Origin of the sequence: Fibrobacter sp. (assembly GCF_045601785.1) — a bacterium.
In the GTDB taxonomy this organism is placed as follows: Bacteria; Fibrobacterota; Fibrobacteria; order Fibrobacterales; family Fibrobacteraceae; genus Fibrobacter.
Genome location: NZ_JAZSAF010000086.1, coordinates 91116 through 108768, shown reverse-complemented (window position 1 = coordinate 108768; position 17653 = coordinate 91116). Strand labels below are relative to the sequence as shown.

Sequence of the window (17653 nt, the reverse complement as noted above, 5' to 3'; positions counted from 1 at the left end):
CGAGAGAAATTGTGTTATATTGTTAGGTGGTTTTTATATGAAAAGTTTTGGTTTATTACTGCTTCTGGCGATTTTTATCGCTATTGCCTGGTCCCGCGTAGACCCGACGGCGGCCCCGCAGCATTACAATTACCGAGACGCAAGCAAGCAACTTAAGCGAGTGTATTACGGTGAACTGCAAGAAACACTCTACTGCGGATGCCGATACGACAACAAGAAGAATGTTGACTTTTCGAGTTGCAACTTCAAGCCGCGCGAGAATCCAAAACGCAAAAGTTTTAAACGCGCCGAGCGCATCGAGTGGGAGCACATGGTAACCGCCCACAACATGGGGCAGCACCTCCCCTGCTGGAGAGAAGGCGGGCGCAAGAACTGCAGCGCAAACGACACGACCTTCAAGGTGATGGAAGGCGACATGCACAACCTGTACCCCGCCATCGGCGAAGTGAACGGGGACCGCAACAACTTCATGTTCAGCCAATGGACGAACAACCCGGAACCCATGTACGGCGGCTGCAAGACGATTGTCGACTTCAAGCTCAAAAAGGCGCAGCCCCGCGAAGAAGCCCGCGGAATCATAGCGCGAGCACATTTCTACATGGAAAAGACCTACGGCGTTAATTTGTCTAAACAGGACCGCAAACTCTTTGAAGCCTGGGACAAAATGTACCCCGTGACTGAGAAAGAATGCGAACGTGACCGCCGTATTTTCAAGGTGCAGGGCGACCATAACCCGTTTGTATTCGAGAAATGCAAGTAGAGTACCTTCGAGGCCGCTGCTAGAATATGAAAAAACTTTCAACAATTATTTTGTTTATTGTTATATATTCACTGGCAGCTGATTGTGGTTTAAAGTATCCTGTAATTGAAATTATTTTCAAAGATTCCACTCTTTGGTGGCGGGATTTGAATTCTTTTTTTGGAGCAGGTCCCGTTTTATTAGATGGGGAATTGACCACTATACTTGAAGATGGTTACAATTGTGAAAAACAGAAATATGAAAAAGCGTTTATTGACACAAACACATATTTGCACAGAGATTACACTTCAGGAAGTCATCCTGAATGGCGAATTATAAACATCGGTCAAAACGATTTGTCCACTTACAATATGGGTGATGTCTTTAAGGATGAATTTATGCATTGGCAACAATGTGGAATGTTGAATTTGACCTACGAAGAAGCAGATAGTGTCGCTACATTATTAACCAAAGCTATGGACGATAATTTTGAAAATGAATTATGTTCATGTTATGAGTCGGACATTTTTTTTGCGACAGAGTATCCGACAGGGGGAGAATACCCAGCATCTTTTGTAAAATGGGCAGAAGAGGCTTGCGCAACAGTCTCTATTGCTCTGCAAAAAAAGCCAGCTAACGCCAGTATCGTTTTCGAAAAAGGTATAGCACGCATTCCAGAACACCTGCGCGGAGAAAGCTACTTTATATTCGACATGAACGGTCGAATTATAAAGAAAGGCACTGCCGGAGAAATGATTCGCATGCCGATTTCACCAGCAATTCTAAAAATCGGGATAGAAAAGCCTATTTTGCTAAAGTAAGTCTATACAGACCCGCTACAATATATATATTTGCTTTCGAGGTTAGTGTATGTACAAAACCCTTTCTCTAGTTGTTGTCTTTTTTGCGATGTCTGTATATGCCCAGGTGGAATTCCCCATGGGCTCCAAGATTGTTAATGTCACCAAGGATCCCTACTTTGCAAAGGGCGACGGAAAGAACGACGATACAGAAGCCATTCAGAAAGCTTTAAACGACCACCCCGATGGGGACTTCATCATCTACCTGCCGCACGGCATCTACAAGATTTCGGACGCCCTAGTATGGCCCACCACCAAGAAAGCGGAAACTTCGAGCCGCCGCACCATTCTACAGGGGCAAAGCATTGGCGGCACCATCATTCAGCTCGCCGATAATACTTACGGCTTTGACAATGCGGACTTTCCGAAGGCCATCATCTACACGGGCGACGGTCCTTCTCCCAAATACAGAAACGCCATTCGCGACATGACGATCCGCACCGGCAAGGGAAACCCCGGTGCCATCGGCATCCAATTCAATGCATCTAACCAGGGCACCATCAACAACGTGAAGATTTATTCCGGGGACTCCACGGGCGTCTACGGTATCGACCTTGGATTCACGGAAGGCATCGGTCCCCTGCTTCTGAAAAATGTCGAGATTCGCGGATTCAACATAGGTGTCTACGCCAAGGGCGAAAAGGGAACCGCAACCCTTGAACACGTGACCTTGGGTGGACAACGCAAATACGGCCTTGAAAACGAAGACATGAACCTCGCCATTCGTTCGCTCCGATTCAAGGGAGCTGTCCCTGCCGTATACAACCACGGTCCCTTTGCCATGATGAGTCTCGTCGATGGACTCTTGGAATTCGACAACGGCAACAAGAAAGTCAAGCCCACTACGGCTATTTTGAACGAGAGCCACCTGTTCGCAAGATCTATGAAGGTTTCCCGCTACAAGACCATGATTCAGTCCAAGAAGAAGGCCTACAACGAGGAAATGATCCAGGGCGAAATTATCGAGTTTGCAACCCAGCCTACGCACCAGCTGTGCCACAGCCCCAAGCACTCCATGAGACTCGCCGTTGCAGAAACGCCTATCTTCCCAGAACAGAAGGCCGACAACTGGATTACGATTGCAGGCGACTACGGCGGAAAATCGAGCACGGGCTCCGACGACTCCAAGGCCATCCAGGAAGCCATTGACGATGGCGCAGAAACACTGTACTTCCCGCCTGGTGGTCGCTGGACCATCAACCGCGACATTTATATTAGAAACCGCGTCCGCCAAATCATAGGCATCGAAGGCCGCATCGATGGCAAGGGGAAGTTCATCATTGAACAGGGCGCCTTCAACGAGCTCACCATCGAACGATTCTCCGAGTTCGGAAGCGGAATCATTCTCAAGTCCAAGCGCAACTTGCTCCTAAAAAACATCATGGTTCGTTCGCTTGAAACGGACGAACTCGGTGGCGGAGACATCTACCTAGAAGACGTCACTATCGGCTCAATCCAGCTGAACTACCAGAAACTGTGGGGCCGCCAGGTGACCATGGCCGGGGATTCCAAGGGTGCAAAGATTATGAACAACGGCGGTTCCGTGTGGATTCTGGGACTTACCGCGAAGAAGGGCAACACCATCATCCAGAACTTCAACAAGGCAAACGCAGAACTCATTGGCGTCGAAGTGGTCGCAAGCGACAAGGCAAAAGACCGCCCCATGTTCATCAACGACAACTCGGGACTCTCCATTATGGGGCTTCGCGAAACGCTCACCCGCGGAAACGCGTTCCCGAAGATCGTCGAAGAATCTAGACAGGCGTCTGCAATCAAATCCCTGTACGGGAAGGATCTGATCCATTCTCCGAGCGAAGGCGTCTTGATGCCAATCTATGTCGGCTACGCCCCCAAGCAGGGCGCAAATGAAAAGCCGATTGCCTCTATCCCCGAAGAAATGGTCATCGTGCAACCCAACCTGCTCCGCATCATAGGCAATGTCGAAGACGACGGACGCGGCGATGGACTGTGCGAAGACCCTGTGCGTTGGAAGAAAGGACTCGGCCCTGGAAACGTGGTGTTCTCAGACAGCATGGCCTACGAAACCGATGTCTCGTTTACGGCAAGCGGACGCTATAACATCATCTTTACCGCAGACGACGGCTACCAGACAGGTGCCGACACGGGAAAAGTCTTTGTATTCGACAAGCACTACACCACCTTGGATCATACCGGAGATGGCATCCCGAGCGGCAAGGGCGCCTCGACCTGGATTTCTGAATTCGACAACTACAGTCCGCACAATTCCGACCCCGATTTGCACATTGCGAATGTTCAGAACGGTGGCGCAGGAAAGGCCTATCTGCGTTTTGACCTTTCGGCACTGCCCGGTCCGCTTTTTGATGCAGCCCTCAAGCTGGAATTCAACAAGGACTCGATCAAAAAACCGATTCAGCTGAACATTTTCGGGCTCAAGGAAACCAAGAAGGACATGAACTTCGGCGACCAGAAGCTCGGCGTGGACTGGGCAGATTATGAACTGACCTGGGAAAACGCCCCCGCCAACCTCCCCGACCAGAAGGGCGGACAGTTCAACATCCGCAAGAATTCCGGTGGTGGCGTCGACACCAAGTACGCCGACTACTTGGGCATCATCACCTTGAATCCGCAAGCTCCGCTCGGAGCATTCCTAAGGACCCCGACACTCACCGAATTCTTCAAGCGCAAGCACGCTTCAAACCTCTACACGCTTATTCTGACCGCAGTAGAACCAGGCGAGATCATCTTGCCTTCGGCTGCTGCAGGCAAGGACTTTGCACCGACGCTTTACGTGGGCTATTTTGACAACACGCGCTCCGTAGGTGGCGAAGCGATGGACGGAGGCTACACGCTTACCAAGGTGAACATCGACATCTACAACCTAGAATGCGACTTTGACCTGACCGTAGGCTACCCGCAGTTCGTGCAAATTGAAATCGTAAATGAATTTGGCAAACGAATGCTGACTGTTGCGGCTCGCGACCTTGACGGCGAAAAGAAAACCCACTTCAAGTTCAAGGCCATGGCATTCCCCACCGGCAAGTACGTTCTTAGGGTCATCGGCGAAGCATTCACAGCGGAGCAGTCCTTCTACATTTTGAACTAGGATTAAACCATGCAACTAAAGAAAGTTTTTCAACTAGCAATCCTTGCATCTTTATTCGGAGTGTTCACCGCCTGCGGTGACGATTCAAGTTCTTCGGCATCCGACGAAGACAGCAGTTCATCTGTAGCTTCGTTCAAGTCCAGCAGCTCCCTTAGCACGCGTGCAGACATCGACTACAAGGACACGGTCAGCCTCGGCGACACGATGAAAATCTATTTGGAACTTTTCAAGGGTGACAGTTCCAAGATGGACGAAAGCGAAACCTACCTGGACAGCGAAGCGGTCAGCCTGCCACTGTACCTGGGCGAACTCCCGAAGGGTAGTCGCATCACGGTTTTCGCGACGACATCCGACATCAAGAACGAAAAATTTCGCATCAAGAGCGAATTCGGCGAAACGCTCCAGGCTATCTATGCAGCCCCGAAGGACGAGTCCAGAAAGGATTCCGTCTATAGGAGCGAACTCATTCCGAGCTTTGGGGCAGACACCAGTGCCTCCTTTAGGGATTCAAACACCTTCGTCAATTTCAACGACGGCCACTTTTTCGTAAACATCGAAGGAGAATTCAACGACAATTCCAGCATCAAGCTCAAGGTAAATGTGGATACGTCGTACTACAGGTATATCGGCGAAAGCGAAGAAGTTTCGATGAAGATGACCGACACACTGCGCGGTATCATGCTAATTGACAATGCGCCCGACGAAGTGTCCATCGCGTTTTCCGCTTCGGAAGGCTACAGTGTCAACCTGACAACCATCGGTGAAAACATCGTCTTGTACAAGCTAACCGACAAGGACAAGGAACTCGGTTCTTCGACCACGAACCTTGACACAATGCTTGTTCCCAACGATTCCGTTGACTGGTCCATCAAGATCAAGCCCGAATCTTTTTCGAGCGTTTGGACGGGCCCCTTCGCCTACTTTGAAGCACGGACCAAGGCGCGCGCCCTAGAACAGGGTGAGTATTTCTCGTTCCCCGATTCCATCAACTACCCCGGCGAAGCATTCGTCCGCACCAGGCCGAAGGACGACATCGGCATATACAAATACAATCTGCGCCAGGAACAGTTCGTCTGGATTGGAGACTACAAGAAGGGCGATTCCATCATCGTCAAGCATTGGATACAGAACTACAACGATGAAAACTTCCAGAATGTTTCTCTTGAGATTCTAGACAAGAAAAAGAAGGTTCAGGGAACTATCAGCAGCGTCTATGGTGGAAGCCTAAAGATTACCAAAGACATGCCCGAAGGTGCCTACTACCTGCACTACATCCGCTTGAAATCGGACCCGCTCGACCAGGGTATTCCCGACAGCCTTCGCTACGTATTGCAGCTTTTCACTATGGTACAGCAGCCGGGCATTCTCCAAACAATGCAGTTCTACGATTCCGAAAGCGACTCGCCCATGAAAGAAAAGGTTCTCGCCGTCGATGACACGCTCCGCTTTGACGAATTCACCTTCCTCATGGAACCGAATTCCAAAACCAAGTGGCGCATCATCGGATCGGACATTGCATGGTTTGTTCCCTGCGAAACGCTCAACTACCTGAACAACAGCAGCAACTACAAGGAATCCAACTGCGAAGACGAGCAGGAAATCTCTTCAAATTACCTAATCGCGCTCGAAAACGGAATTGGAGAAAACGCTAAGCTGATTGCACAGAGTGTCGCCGACCCCGCAAAACGGGACACGCTCACCATCACGATTATTGCAAAGGCAGAATAGTCTACGGTTCTTCCCAAATATGATTGGGAAGCTTACCAATATCACGAAAATCCAAAAGGCCTGCCGTCGGAGCGTTAACGCCCACGAGGCGCGCCAAGGGTTTCCCCGCGCGTTCGATAACGATTTCCTCGTCCTTCAGGGATACCTGGTTCAAGAGCGAGCCGAAATTCTGGCGGACTTCCATGGCAGAAACTACTTTAGACATACCCTAAAAATAGTATATTCTGCGTATGGAAACCGAAAACAAGTCCTATACCGTCACGCAATACATGAAAGCCCTGAAGCAGAAGGTGGAATCTACCCCTGCTGTTTGGGTGCGCGGCGTGATTACCCAGATTAACGAGAAGGCGCGCGTCGTCTATCTGAGTATTGCGGACTTTGAAGAAGGGAACGTGAACCCGCTTGCGACGGTTCCCCTGTACTGCTATTCGGCAAAATTCGCAGCCATTCAAGCCAAAGTTGAAAATTACCCGCAGCCGTTTATTCTCAAGGAACAGCTCAAAGTGAGTTTCCTGATCAAGGCGGACCTGTATGTGCCTTACGGAAAATTGCAGGCACAGATTCTAGACATTGACCCCGTTTACACGCTCGGTGAACTTGCTCTCACGAAGAGCGCCATTCTAAAAAGACTCGCGCTAGAAGGCTTATTAGAAAAGAACAAGGCGCTTACACTCGCCGATGTTCCAATACGCGTGGGACTTATTACCGGCGAAGGGACGGCCGCCTACAAGGACTTTACCACCAAGCTCGCCGAATCGCCTTTTAATTTCAAGGTGAAAACCGCTTACGCAAAAATGCAAGGCGCAGACACCGAGCCCACGGTACTTGCCGCACTCGAGGAACTCGCCAAGGATTCAGAACTGGACGTCGTGTGCATTATCCGCGGAGGCGGAAGCAAGACAGACTTGAACTTTTTCGATAGCGAAGCCTTGTGCCGCGCCGTTGCGAACTTTCCGCTACCGGTGTTTGTTGGCATTGGGCATGAAATTGACCGCAGCTTACTCGATGAAGTCGCCTACCAGTCCTGCATTACACCGACCGATACCGCAAAGCGTCTGATTGACCGAGTCGCCGACAGCTGGAACCGTATGCTTTCGCTTGCGCAAAACATTGCATTACAGACAAAAGAAACACTTGTCTCCGTCAACCGCGACCTGACCTACAAGGGGAACCACCTGCAGCAAAAGGTGAACGCCCTTATTCAAAAAGAAGCGATGAAACTTTCGCTGTACAAGGGCAACCTGCAAAAAGACCTGCAGTTTATCTTTAGAGGCGAACGCGAACGCATCGCCCGCGACAGCGAAGGTCTGCACCAGGGTTCCCGCAAAATTCTGGACCTTGAAAAATCAAAATTCAACCTCATCGAACTCCGCGTCAAAAACGCCGACCCCGAGACCACTCTTTCAAAAGGCTACACGCTTACGCTTGACGCCAACGGCAAGTTCATTCGCAACAAGAACCAGCTAAAGCCTGGCGACACTCTTACCACAAGATTTAAGGACGGAAGCGTACAGTCGAAAATAGTGTGAAGTGAAGAATGAGAGATGTGAAGTGTGAAGTGTATAATTACTCATTTCACATTACTCAAACTTCGGTAATTTCTCGATTTTCTGGAAACGCTTGGTGGCGGCATCCAGCGCAAAGTAGCGCACCGCATCGCCTAGCGAAAGCATCACGTACTTAGGCGTCAGTACCTGCAAATACTTGTTCAACTGCACCTGGAGCGCTTGCCACGTGTACTCGCCCGGAGCCTTGCATTCCACCAAAAGCCACGGATGCTTCAAGTCTGCGCCATCCTTAAAGTCCTGCACCAGAATGTCCACGCGGTCATCTGTAGAAGACTCCACCGTCGAAAGTGCAAACTCCACCGCAATCAAGTTCTGCGGCACCTTGACTGCATCCATCAGAAATTTAACCGTCGCCTGGCGCACATGTTCTTCAGGCGTGGCAGGCACCTCTTTTTGGCGAATGGGGTCGAATAAGGTTTGATGCTTGAGGTTGTTCACTTTGGGGAAGGGATGCAGAATGTGAAGTGTGGGGTGTGGAGTGTGAAATGAGGAAATACTTTCCGTAAAATAAAAAAATCTTATGGTCTTGACAATTTCCCTATTTTCAAACTATATTTGATTACATGAATAAAATCTTTGGACAGAACACCGCAGCAGCGGCAATGGCAGCAAGCCCGGCAGCAGCCCGAGCTATTGTGGGGCTGTCCAGAGAAACCAAAATCTGTAAAGCGTTACGCTAAAATTCAGATTAGAAGTTTCAAGGGCAGCCCCGCAAACGGCTGTCTTTTTTTTGCTCGTTCCCACGAGCCCACATTTTCACCCCATTTAACCATCAACCATACGGGAAAACGAAAATTCATAAAAGATTATATTCTATAATTACAACGTAAAAACAAGAATTTTCGATCCCTACACAGGAGCATTAAAATGCGCAGAAGACTATTGAGCGAAGGTGCCAAGGAACTCTCTTACGAAATCCGCGAGATCGTGAAGAAGGCAAACCAGCTCAAGGCACTCGGCCTCCCCATTCATTGGGAAAATATTGGAGACCCCATCGAAAAGAAATGTCAGATTCCTGACTGGATTAAGGATATTGTAGTTGACCTCGCCAAGACAAACCGCAGCTATGGTTATTGCCCATCCAAGGGTATGCTTGAAACCCGCGAATTCCTGGTGAAAGAAAACAACAAGCTGGGCGGCGCCCAGATCAATGTCGATGACATCCTGTTCTTCAACGGCCTCGGCGACGCCATCGCCACCATTTACGGATTACTGTCGATGACGACCCGCATTATCGGACCGGCACCGGCCTACTCTACCCACAGCTCTGCTGAAGCGGCTCATGCCCACACGGCCCCGATTACCTACCGCTTGCAGCCAGAAAACCACTGGTATCCGGATTTGGAAGAACTTGAAAACAAGGTGAAGTACAACCCGAGCATTGCAGGCATCTTGATTTTGAACCCGGACAATCCGACGGGCATGGTCTACCCGCTCGACATTCTCCAGAAGATTGTCGACATTGCGAAGCGCTACAACCTGTTCATTATTTGCGACGAAATCTACAACAAGATTACCTACAACGGAGCGCACGCTTACGCGCTCGCCGAATACATTGGCGACGTGCCGGGTATCGCCCTCAAGGGAATTTCGAAGGAATACCCGTGGCCGGGCGCTCGTTGCGGCTGGGCAGAATACTACAACCGCGACAAGGACGAACAGTTTGACGCATTCTGCCGCGCTCTCGACAACGCCAAGATGGTAGAAGTCTGCTCCACCACGCTACCGCAGATGACGATTCCCCGCGTGCTTGGCGACAAGCGCTTCAAGGAACACCGCGATGCGTTAAACGAAAAAATCGGCCGCCGTAGCGCTATCATCAACGAAATTCTCTCCGATATTCCGGAGCTGTATTTCAACCCGACTTACGGCGCCTTCTACAACACCATCATCTTCCGCGAAGGTACCCTGAACAGCCACCAGACCTTGAAGATCGACAACCCGATCATCAAGAAGAAGGTGGAAGAATGGTGCAGCAAGACCACGAACCTGGACTACCGCTTCGTGTACTACCTACTGGGTGCAAAGGGTATCTGCGTGGTGCCGAGCACGAGCTTCTGCACGGACTTGAAGGGCTTCCGCGTGACGCTCTTGGAAGAAGACGAAAACGAACTGCGTAGCGTCTTCACCACCATCCACGACGCAATCATAGAATACCTGCACAGCTAGAAACCAATCGAAGGAACCGCCGTGAAAACATACGCCTTACATCTGTTCTTGGTTCTCTTGTTCGCATGCCTGCTCTGCAGCTGCGACGACCAGCAAAGGCAGCAGCCTAAGACTGTCAGCGTCATTCTTTACAGCGAATACTTCGACCCCAACATGATTACCGACTTCCAGATGAAGACGGGGTACAAGCTGCAACTGGAGCTCTACGAAGCCCAAGAAGACATGGTCGGAAAACTCCAGGCAGCAGGCACCAGCCAGTACGACGTCATCATCGCTTCGGATGTGGTGATTCAGCAGATGATTAAACTTGGACTTATCGTCCCGATTGACACGAACAAAATCCCGAACCGAGTCAACGTGGCAGACCAATTCAAGAATCCCGTCTATGATCCCACAAACACCTACACGGTTCCTTACCTGTGGGGAACGACCGGCATATTGTACCGCGACAGCTCCATCGATGCAAACCATGTCAGCTATGACATGCTGTTCAACCCCAGGAATACGAAAGGTAATTTTAGTTTGTTAGAAGAGTCTCGTTCGATGCTATCGATGGCCCTGCTTTCAAAGGGCCTTAATGCCAACAGCACCGACGCAAACGATCTAAACCAAGCCATTGATTTGCTCCTGCAAGTCAAGCAGGATCCCCATTTCCTTGGTTTCGATGGTTCCGTCAACGGGAAGGACAAGGTACTTTCGGGAATGAACTGGGCATCCATCGTATTCAATGGAGAGGCCATGGCCGCCATTGCTGAAGATTCTACGCTCCAGTTCGCCATTCCCACCGAAGGGAGCTTCATGTGGGTGGACGCCATGACTCTCAGCAGCAACGCGCCAAACCCCAAAGGCGCCTATGCCTTCATGAACTATATTCTGGACGCAAAGATTGGCGCACAGCTTGCGAAGTCCATCAACTACGCAAGTCCCAACAAGGCCTCACTTGAAATCATCGACGACAGTTTCAAGAAAAACCGCGTCATCAACCCCTCCAGAGAAGAAATCAACAGGATGGTGTTCTTGCGCGACCCAGGCGAAGCATCAACCCTGTTCGACAACGCCTGGGAAATCGTCAAGAAATAATGGAATGGTCTCCTATAGAAAGGAGGCTACTCGTGAATTATCGGAAGCGGAGCGAACGGAGGCTCGAGCTCGATGCTAATCGGGCAGTGATCCGACCCCATGACATCGGGATGAATCTCGGCACTCACAATGTTGGGTGAGAGGCCTTCGTCTACAAAGGCGTAGTCAATGCGCCAGCCCACGTTGCGCTTGCGAGCCCCAAAACGGTTCGACCACCAGGAGTAGCAATCGCGGTCTTCGGGGTGCAACTTGCGGAACGAATCTACAAAGCCATTCTCGACATACTTGTCCATCCAGGCTCGTTCAATCGGCAAGAATCCGCTCACGTCCTCGTTTTCCTTGGGACGAGCGATATCGATTTCCTTGTGGCAGGTGTTGTAATCGCCAAGGGTCACCACATGCTTGCCGTCAGCCACCCAGCGTTTGCTGTTTTCAAGGAAGGCATCGTAAAAACGCAGCTTGTAGTCCAGACGATCGTCGCCCTGTCCCCCATTGGGGAAATAGATGCTATTGAGAACCCAGTCGGGAAACACCAACTGGAGCACACGGCCTTCTTCGTCGAATTCTTCGATGTCAAAGCCGTAGTTCACGCGATCGGGTTCGATCTGTGTATAAATGCCAACACCGCTGTAGCCTTTTTTGCGGCGGCACGGATTCCAGTATGCAAAGAATCCTTCGGGGTGAGCCACCTCTTCGGGGATCTGGTCCTCTTCAGCTCGAACCTCTTGCAGGCACAGGATATCTGGCTTTGTAGCGGCAAACCAATCCGCAAACCCCTTTTTGAGCGCAGAGCGGATGCCGTTTACATTCCAGCTGTAAATTTTCATAGTCTACCCAATTCTTAATCCGCGCCAAAAATACATTTTTCATTGAGTAAAAGCATTATTTTTTAATTTTTTATTGGGCTCCCCCATTCAAACACGGCTAAATTTGCGCCCAGCGCACAAATTGATAATTTAAGTTTACATTTAGGATTATTCCAACAGGAATTGCCCCCTTTGGATAATAGAATTTAACGATTTTTTTTAGTTATTCTAAAGAAAAAATATGCCAAACGCAAGAATAAAATTATATTTAGCGTATGAAATCTTCATTTTTGCTCTTCTCTGGTATCGCTTTTCTCTCCCTTCTTTCCGCCTGTGCCGGTTCCAATTCGGGCGAAAACCTGGAAGTCCCCACCAACATGCCCCCGATCTGCCGCGAGATTGACTTCGTTGAACAGCCCGACATGCGTGAAATGTGCGGCGTCCGCACGGTGAGGTCCTTTGCGTATAAGAACATTCCGCAGCAGCGCTACCTGATCAAGCCGCAGGAAACCTCCATTGTCAAGTCCAACGGCCAGCTGGAGCTCCGTTTCCAGAACTCCCTGCCGCTGTACCTGGATGGACCGATCATTGACGAAATCGAATTCAACCAGCAGAAGCGCCTTGAAAAGATCAAGAACTCCTACGACTACCACGAAATCTACAACAAGGGCGCAGAACGCATCCGCATTTTCAAGATGGGCATTCCGACCGACAAGGGTTCGTCTTACGACTTCTGCTTCCGCATTCCTGAACGCAAGGGTAACGCCCGTACGCGTAGCGTCGCCATGGGTAACCACATTGAAGCCCTGAGCTGTGCAGACTTTGACCGTCTCGTTGCAGAAAACGCAAAGACGAAATAGCTTTGAGCACGGGGCATAAAAAGCCCCTCTGAGGTTTGAGCTATGAGCAAGGTTCCTAAAAGGAACCTTTATTTTTTTCTACATTTACCGCCGAATTCATCATGTCAGAAATCAAAAAAATCCATAATGCCCTAAAGCAGGTTCACACAAACACTTCGTGCACCTCGGTTTCGGGATTTTCGATCTCGGGCCTTGCGACTTATTTTCAGCTTCCCGAGCTCGATTTCTGCATTGACATGGGCGAATGTCCGCTGTCGGCCACTTCCATCAACCATGTGTTCCTGACTCATGCCCACGGCGACCACGCGCGTTGCCTGATGCGTCACCACAGCCTTCGCAAAATGATGGGCGTCGAGCGCGAAAGCGTCTACTACATGCCAGAATGTATCTGTGACGGAGCCCGCGAGTGGATTCGTGCCGAAGCGCTATTTGAAGGCGTGCCCGAGACAAAGTTCCGCTACCCAGAAATCATCCCGATCAAGGCAGGCGAGCTCAAGTTCCTAGAATACCGCAAGGATCTTGCCATAGAAGCATTCGATGTCAAGCACTCCATTCCGGCCATGGGAGCAACGCTCTACCACTACAAGAAAAAATTGAAAGATGAATACCTGGGATTGCCCCCCGAAGAAATTATCAAGCTACGCGAAAGCGGAACCGAGATTACACGTGAAGTGTACAATCCGCTAGTCAGTTTTATGGGCGACTGCATGGGTGAAAGCCTGCTCGAGAACAGCCACGTATTCCAGTCCAAGGTGCTGATTACGGAATGCACATTCATTGCCCCCGAAGATTACGCGATGAGCCATAAGAAGGGGCATACGCACCTGAGCCAGATTGCAGATGCGCTCAAGGAACTGGACGACCAGGTAAAATGTGAAAAAATTATCCTTTCTCATTTTTCGATGAAGTATCCCGACAAGTACATTCGCGAAATGGTCGAAAAGGAAATCCCAGAAGAATTCAGGGACAGAGTGGTTGTGTTTATTTAGACAAAAGACAAAAATATGAGCGAAGAAGTTTTGGACAACAACGAAGAAAAAATCGAAAAGGAATTGGTTATACCTGAATTTTACCGCGACCTGAAGGAAGATCCGGAATCGAAGGGACTGTGGCATTACGTATTCCGCACGCACGGCGACCGAAAGCCGATTGCAACACCCGACGGACTCCCCCACAAACTTGACTTTGAGTGGAAGGACATGTTCCCGCAAATCGCAGGCAAGGCCGACGCCCGCGTGGAAGTCGAAATCGGAAGCGGCAAGGGCGGTTTCCTTTCCGAATACGCCCCCAAGCACCCGGACCTCGTAATCATGGGTAGCGAATGGGACTACACCTGGGCCAAGTTCGCCCAGCGCAAGATGGACAAGGCGGGCGCACTCGCCAACGCCACTATGCTCCGCGGAGATGTTTTCTACTTCTTGCGCGACTGCGTCAAGGACAACACCGTCGACGCATTCCACATGTATTTCCCGGACCCGTGGCCAAAAGAACGCCACCACAAGAACCGCCTCTTGCGCCCGGATTTTCTCAAGGAAGTCGCTCGCGTATTTAAGCCGGGCAAACGCATTTTTTACTGGGGCACCGACCACCAGGAATACAATGAAGTAGCCCTCGAGGTTTTCGACAACTTCAAGGGATGCAAAATTCTAGAGCGCAACACGGCCGAACCCACCGAAGGAATCATGACCGGTTTCGAGAAGAAATACCGCAAGGAAGGCCGTCCCATTTACAGAAGCGTCATTGAGTTCGAAAAATGACACTTCGTGTCAAACGAATTTGCTAGTTTATTGTCATCATGCTCAAGCACCTGTCGATTAGTGGATTTACTTTGATTGCGCAAGCGGAAGTTCCCTTCCGCGAAGGTTTTACAGCGATTACCGGCGAGACTGGCGCTGGAAAATCGGTACTTCTTAAAGCACTCCGCATCGTATGCGGCGACAAGGCCCAGGCCTCGATGGTCCGCTCCGGCGAAGAGAAAGCCGTGGTCGAAGCGACCTTCGACATTTCGAACGAACCTCAGGTGAAAAGCGTTCTCGAAGAACTGGAGCTGGACAGCGACGACGAACTCATTATCCGCCGCGAGATCCAGGAGAACGGCAAGAGCCGCGCCCGCGTGAATGGCGCCATCGTTGCTCTCCCCGACTTGCAGCGTCTGGGCGAAGAACTTATCCAGATGCACGGCCAAAGCGAACAGCTCCTGCTTCGCGACACGCGTACCCACACCAAGATGCTTGACGACTTTGCAGGGAACGGCGAACTGCTTGCGACCTATTCCTCCGAATGGAACGAATGGAACAAAATTCAGGAACAGATCAAGGCGACCGAGGATCGCGCGAAGAATCTCGCCGCGCAAAAGGATTTTTTAAAATTCCAGTTCGATGAACTTTCGAAAGCAGCCCTCAAGGAAGGCGAAGAAGAAGCGCTCGAAGAAAAAGTCAACAGCGCAAGCAAGCTGGAAGCAGAAACCCGCTACCTGAACGAAATCCAGGGAATGCTGGGTGGCGAAAACGGGCTCTTGGACCAAGTGCAAATCCTCACGTCCAAGCTGCGTACCCTGGCAACAAAGCTTCCCGACTACGAAGATTACTTGAAGTCGCTCGAAGAAGTGACCGACCCCTACGAAAGCGTCTGCAAGGACCTGCTAAGACTCCGCCCCGCTGCGGCCATGAGTGCAGCGGACATCGATAAAGCCAACGCACGCATCGCGGCGATCCAAAAACTCAAGCGCAAGTACCGCACAGACGTTCCCGGGCTTATCGCCTTGACGGAACAGCGCAAAGAAGAGCTCTCTAGCCTCGAAAATCTGGACGCCGACCTGGAAGAACTCGAAAGGCAGTCCAAGAAGGCGCATTCGGCTTTGCAAGCAACGGCAGCCTCGCTCACGAACATCCGCACCGACGCTGCATTGCGCTACGATCAGGCAGTGAGTGCCATTCTGCGTACGCTCGGCATGGAGAAGGCCGTATTCACGACTTCGATTACTAGTCAGCAACTATCTCCGAACGGTGCAGACAAAATCGAATTCATGCTCGCCCCGAACCCCGGCGAAGGATTCAAGAGCTTGCAAAAAGCCGTTTCAGGCGGCGAACTTTCACGAGTGCTTCTCGCCATCAAGAGCGTCATGGCAGAACTCGACCAGGTGCCGCTGCTCATATTCGACGAAGTCGATTCCGGAATCAGCGGAGAAGTCGGCAACAGCATTGGCGAGGCACTCAGGAAATTGGGAAAACACCACCAGGTGCTGACGATTACGCACCTTCACCAGGTCGCAAGCCGCGCCGTAAACCAGCTCGCCGTCAGCAAAGAAGAAATTGACGGACGCACCTACACGCATGTAGAGGAACTGGACCGCGAAGGACGCATCAAGGAACTTTCGCGTATGCTCGGCGGCGAATCCGAAACGATTCGCGAACACGCAAAGCAACTCCTAGAAGCTTAACAGAGGCATCCATGACAGAAGAACAGACATCCGACATCAGACTGCGTTCTCGCATTTGGAGCGTATTGCGGGCTATGGTCTTTATCGCCGTCATCGTGTTTATATGGATGGGCATGGCAAAGACGGCCTGCGCCCTTGTCGCCGTGGCCCTCATTATGGGTTGGGTCAACCTGTACCAGCTGCGTTCCCAGGAAATTGAAAAGCCCTACTACAGGCTGTGGCTGAACGTGGTCGACGGATTTCTCTCGTTCGCCGTGATGACAAGCATCTTTGTCCGCGACCTGATGCAAAACGACCAGACCGAAAAGCTGCTCGCTGTCGGTTGTGTATTCCTGCTTGCGCGACTCGTGGCGCACACCCTGTTTAGCCTCGGAGTTCTCCGTGAAGGCAAGTCGCTCCCGCGCAAGCGCCGCTGGAGCAAGATGTCTAACATCGCCATCACCATCACGATGGGCGTGTACCTTTTGAACCTGGAAGACTACCAGCAGATTTGCATGGTCTCTTCGATTCTTTTGATCATCGCATCGACCGTCGCGTATGCCTACTGGTACTACCGCGATCCCGCACACCGAAAGCCGCTATCGATTGCAAGCCAGCTCACCATGAGCAGGATCGTGCTCACCCCGTTCTTCCTGTGGGTATTCTTCTACGACAACGATCTGGATTACAGCAACAACAGCCTCGTTTTCAAGAGCCTTTCGCTGGTGATGGTGCTCGGGTTCATGCTCACCGATTTTTTGGACGGCTACCTCGCTCGCAAAATGGGCGAAGTGAGCACGCTTGGCAAGTACCTCGACCCGTTCAGCGACAAGATTTCGAACATGACGATTTTCATGTGCTTTATCGCCACTGGATACGCACCCGTGTGGATGGTAGCGCTCATCTATTTCCGTGAATCCAGCGTGGAGACGCTCCGCACGCTCGCCGCAAGCGAAGGGCTCATTATGCCCGCCCGCAGGAGCGGTAAGTGGAAAACCGCTCTCCAGGGTATTGGAATTGTCGCTATTCTGCTCGGAGCACTCGACCCGATGGAGACTATAATTCCCAGTTATCAGGCGTTCTGGGCCATTTTCCCGCAAGCCGTTATGGGCGTTATCACCGCAATTACCATCATCAGCGGCATCGACTACTTCGTCGCAAGCAAACACATCCTGAAAAAATTCGTTTAACGACCCTTGACATGGGTATAAAAATTTACTATATATGGGCTAACCTCGACGCGGGGTGGAGCAGTTGGTAGCTCGTCGGGCTCATAACCCGAAGGTCGCAGCGTTCAAGTCCTGCCCCCGCTACTAGAAGAAACTCGTTTTAAGGACGAG

15 protein-coding genes and 1 tRNA gene are annotated in these 17653 nt (G+C 50.9%); 13 read left to right on the top strand and 3 right to left on the bottom strand.

The window, feature by feature from the left end; translation table 11 throughout:
* Positions 1 to 37 precede the first annotated feature (37 nt).
* From ACKI61_RS14445 to ACKI61_RS14430, 4 genes are all read left to right on the top strand, one after another.
* Entirely contained in the window at positions 38 to 760 is a 723-nt protein-coding gene (locus ACKI61_RS14445; RefSeq protein WP_407458365.1) for an endonuclease, read from the top strand.
* Between the two features lie 26 nt (positions 761 to 786).
* Positions 787 to 1560: a hypothetical protein gene (locus ACKI61_RS14440; RefSeq protein WP_407458364.1), complete on the top strand. Its 774-nt coding sequence runs from the start codon at positions 787 to 789 to the stop codon at positions 1558 to 1560.
* 88 nt (positions 1561 to 1648) lie between these two features.
* Positions 1649 to 4684 carry a glycosyl hydrolase family 28-related protein gene (locus tag ACKI61_RS14435; protein WP_407458363.1) on the top strand — a complete coding sequence of 1012 codons (3036 nt, stop codon included), beginning with the start codon at positions 1649 to 1651 and terminating at the stop codon, positions 4682 to 4684.
* Positions 4685 to 4693: 9 nt separating this feature from the next.
* On the top strand, positions 4694 to 6412 hold the full coding sequence (locus tag ACKI61_RS14430; protein ID WP_407458362.1) for a hypothetical protein: 1719 nt from the start codon (positions 4694 to 4696) through the stop codon (positions 6410 to 6412).
* 1 nt (position 6413) lies between these two features.
* Here ACKI61_RS14430 and ACKI61_RS14425 read toward each other — a convergent pair whose 3' ends face one another.
* Positions 6414 to 6617: a type II toxin-antitoxin system Phd/YefM family antitoxin gene (locus tag ACKI61_RS14425; protein ID WP_407458361.1), complete on the bottom strand. Its 204-nt coding sequence runs from the start codon at positions 6615 to 6617 to the stop codon at positions 6414 to 6416.
* A 25-nt stretch (positions 6618 to 6642) separates the two neighbouring features.
* Between ACKI61_RS14425 and xseA the strand changes: the two genes are divergently transcribed.
* On the top strand, positions 6643 to 7941 hold the full coding sequence (xseA, locus tag ACKI61_RS14420; RefSeq protein WP_407458360.1) for an exodeoxyribonuclease VII large subunit: 1299 nt from the start codon (positions 6643 to 6645) through the stop codon (positions 7939 to 7941).
* Between the two features lie 51 nt (positions 7942 to 7992).
* On the opposite strand, the gene ACKI61_RS14415 is transcribed toward xseA, so the two are convergent.
* Positions 7993 to 8418, bottom strand: coding sequence for a type I restriction enzyme HsdR N-terminal domain-containing protein (locus tag ACKI61_RS14415; RefSeq protein WP_407458359.1), 426 nt, complete (start codon positions 8416 to 8418; stop codon positions 7993 to 7995).
* 429 nt (positions 8419 to 8847) lie between these two features.
* On the opposite strand from ACKI61_RS14415, the gene ACKI61_RS14410 reads away from it, so the two are divergent.
* Both ACKI61_RS14410 and ACKI61_RS14405 read left to right on the top strand, forming a co-directional pair.
* Entirely contained in the window at positions 8848 to 10149 is a 1302-nt protein-coding gene (locus ACKI61_RS14410) for a pyridoxal phosphate-dependent aminotransferase (RefSeq protein ID WP_407458358.1), read from the top strand.
* Positions 10150 to 10170: 21 nt separating this feature from the next.
* Entirely contained in the window at positions 10171 to 11229 is a 1059-nt protein-coding gene (locus ACKI61_RS14405; RefSeq protein WP_407458357.1) for a spermidine/putrescine ABC transporter substrate-binding protein, read from the top strand.
* 26 nt (positions 11230 to 11255) lie between these two features.
* On the opposite strand, the gene ACKI61_RS14400 is transcribed toward ACKI61_RS14405, so the two are convergent.
* Complete coding sequence (locus ACKI61_RS14400; protein ID WP_407458356.1) at positions 11256 to 12056, bottom strand: exodeoxyribonuclease III; 801 nt, start codon at positions 12054 to 12056, stop codon at positions 11256 to 11258.
* A 254-nt stretch (positions 12057 to 12310) separates the two neighbouring features.
* On the opposite strand from ACKI61_RS14400, the gene ACKI61_RS14395 reads away from it, so the two are divergent.
* The 6 genes from ACKI61_RS14395 (at position 12311) to ACKI61_RS14370 (ending at position 17626) form a co-directional block, all read left to right on the top strand.
* Positions 12311 to 12895, top strand: coding sequence for a hypothetical protein (locus tag ACKI61_RS14395; protein ID WP_407458355.1), 585 nt, complete (start codon positions 12311 to 12313; stop codon positions 12893 to 12895).
* A gap of 101 nt (positions 12896 to 12996) precedes the next feature.
* Positions 12997 to 13884: an MBL fold metallo-hydrolase gene (locus tag ACKI61_RS14390; protein WP_407458354.1), complete on the top strand. Its 888-nt coding sequence runs from the start codon at positions 12997 to 12999 to the stop codon at positions 13882 to 13884.
* Positions 13885 to 13899: 15 nt separating this feature from the next.
* A complete protein-coding gene (locus tag ACKI61_RS14385; protein WP_407458353.1) occupies positions 13900 to 14652 on the top strand; it encodes a tRNA (guanine(46)-N(7))-methyltransferase TrmB in 753 nt (250 codons plus the stop codon).
* A gap of 38 nt (positions 14653 to 14690) precedes the next feature.
* Positions 14691 to 16334: a DNA repair protein RecN gene (gene recN, locus ACKI61_RS14380; protein ID WP_407458352.1), complete on the top strand. Its 1644-nt coding sequence runs from the start codon at positions 14691 to 14693 to the stop codon at positions 16332 to 16334.
* Between the two features lie 11 nt (positions 16335 to 16345).
* Positions 16346 to 17503 (top strand): CDP-diacylglycerol--glycerol-3-phosphate 3-phosphatidyltransferase, encoded by a 1158-nt coding sequence (pgsA, locus tag ACKI61_RS14375; protein ID WP_407458351.1) that lies wholly within the window; start codon positions 16346 to 16348, stop codon positions 17501 to 17503.
* Positions 17504 to 17552: 49 nt separating this feature from the next.
* Positions 17553 to 17626 (top strand) — tRNA-Met (locus ACKI61_RS14370).
* Positions 17627 to 17653: the final 27 nt, after the last annotated feature.

Bases quoted from the DNA above. Each gene is read 5' to 3' on its own strand.
- ACKI61_RS14445 (WP_407458365.1), top strand. From the start codon at position 38: ATGAAAAGTTTTGGTTTATTACTGCTTCTGGCGATTTTTATCGCTATT.
- ACKI61_RS14440 (WP_407458364.1), top strand. From the start codon at position 787: ATGAAAAAACTTTCAACAATTATTTTGTTTATTGTTATATATTCACTG.
- ACKI61_RS14435 (WP_407458363.1), top strand. From the start codon at position 1,649: ATGTCTGTATATGCCCAGGTGGAATTCCCCATGGGCTCCAAGATTGTT.
- ACKI61_RS14430 (WP_407458362.1), top strand. From the start codon at position 4,694: ATGCAACTAAAGAAAGTTTTTCAACTAGCAATCCTTGCATCTTTATTC.
- ACKI61_RS14425 (WP_407458361.1), bottom strand. From the start codon at position 6,617: ATGTCTAAAGTAGTTTCTGCCATGGAAGTCCGCCAGAATTTCGGCTCG.
- xseA (WP_407458360.1), top strand. From the start codon at position 6,643: ATGGAAACCGAAAACAAGTCCTATACCGTCACGCAATACATGAAAGCC.
- ACKI61_RS14410 (WP_407458358.1), top strand. From the start codon at position 8,848: ATGCGCAGAAGACTATTGAGCGAAGGTGCCAAGGAACTCTCTTACGAA.
- ACKI61_RS14400 (WP_407458356.1), bottom strand. From the start codon at position 12,056: ATGAAAATTTACAGCTGGAATGTAAACGGCATCCGCTCTGCGCTCAAA.
- ACKI61_RS14395 (WP_407458355.1), top strand. From the start codon at position 12,311: ATGAAATCTTCATTTTTGCTCTTCTCTGGTATCGCTTTTCTCTCCCTT.
- ACKI61_RS14390 (WP_407458354.1), top strand. From the start codon at position 12,997: ATGTCAGAAATCAAAAAAATCCATAATGCCCTAAAGCAGGTTCACACA.
- ACKI61_RS14385 (WP_407458353.1), top strand. From the start codon at position 13,900: ATGAGCGAAGAAGTTTTGGACAACAACGAAGAAAAAATCGAAAAGGAA.
- recN (WP_407458352.1), top strand. From the start codon at position 14,691: ATGCTCAAGCACCTGTCGATTAGTGGATTTACTTTGATTGCGCAAGCG.
- pgsA (WP_407458351.1), top strand. From the start codon at position 16,346: ATGACAGAAGAACAGACATCCGACATCAGACTGCGTTCTCGCATTTGG.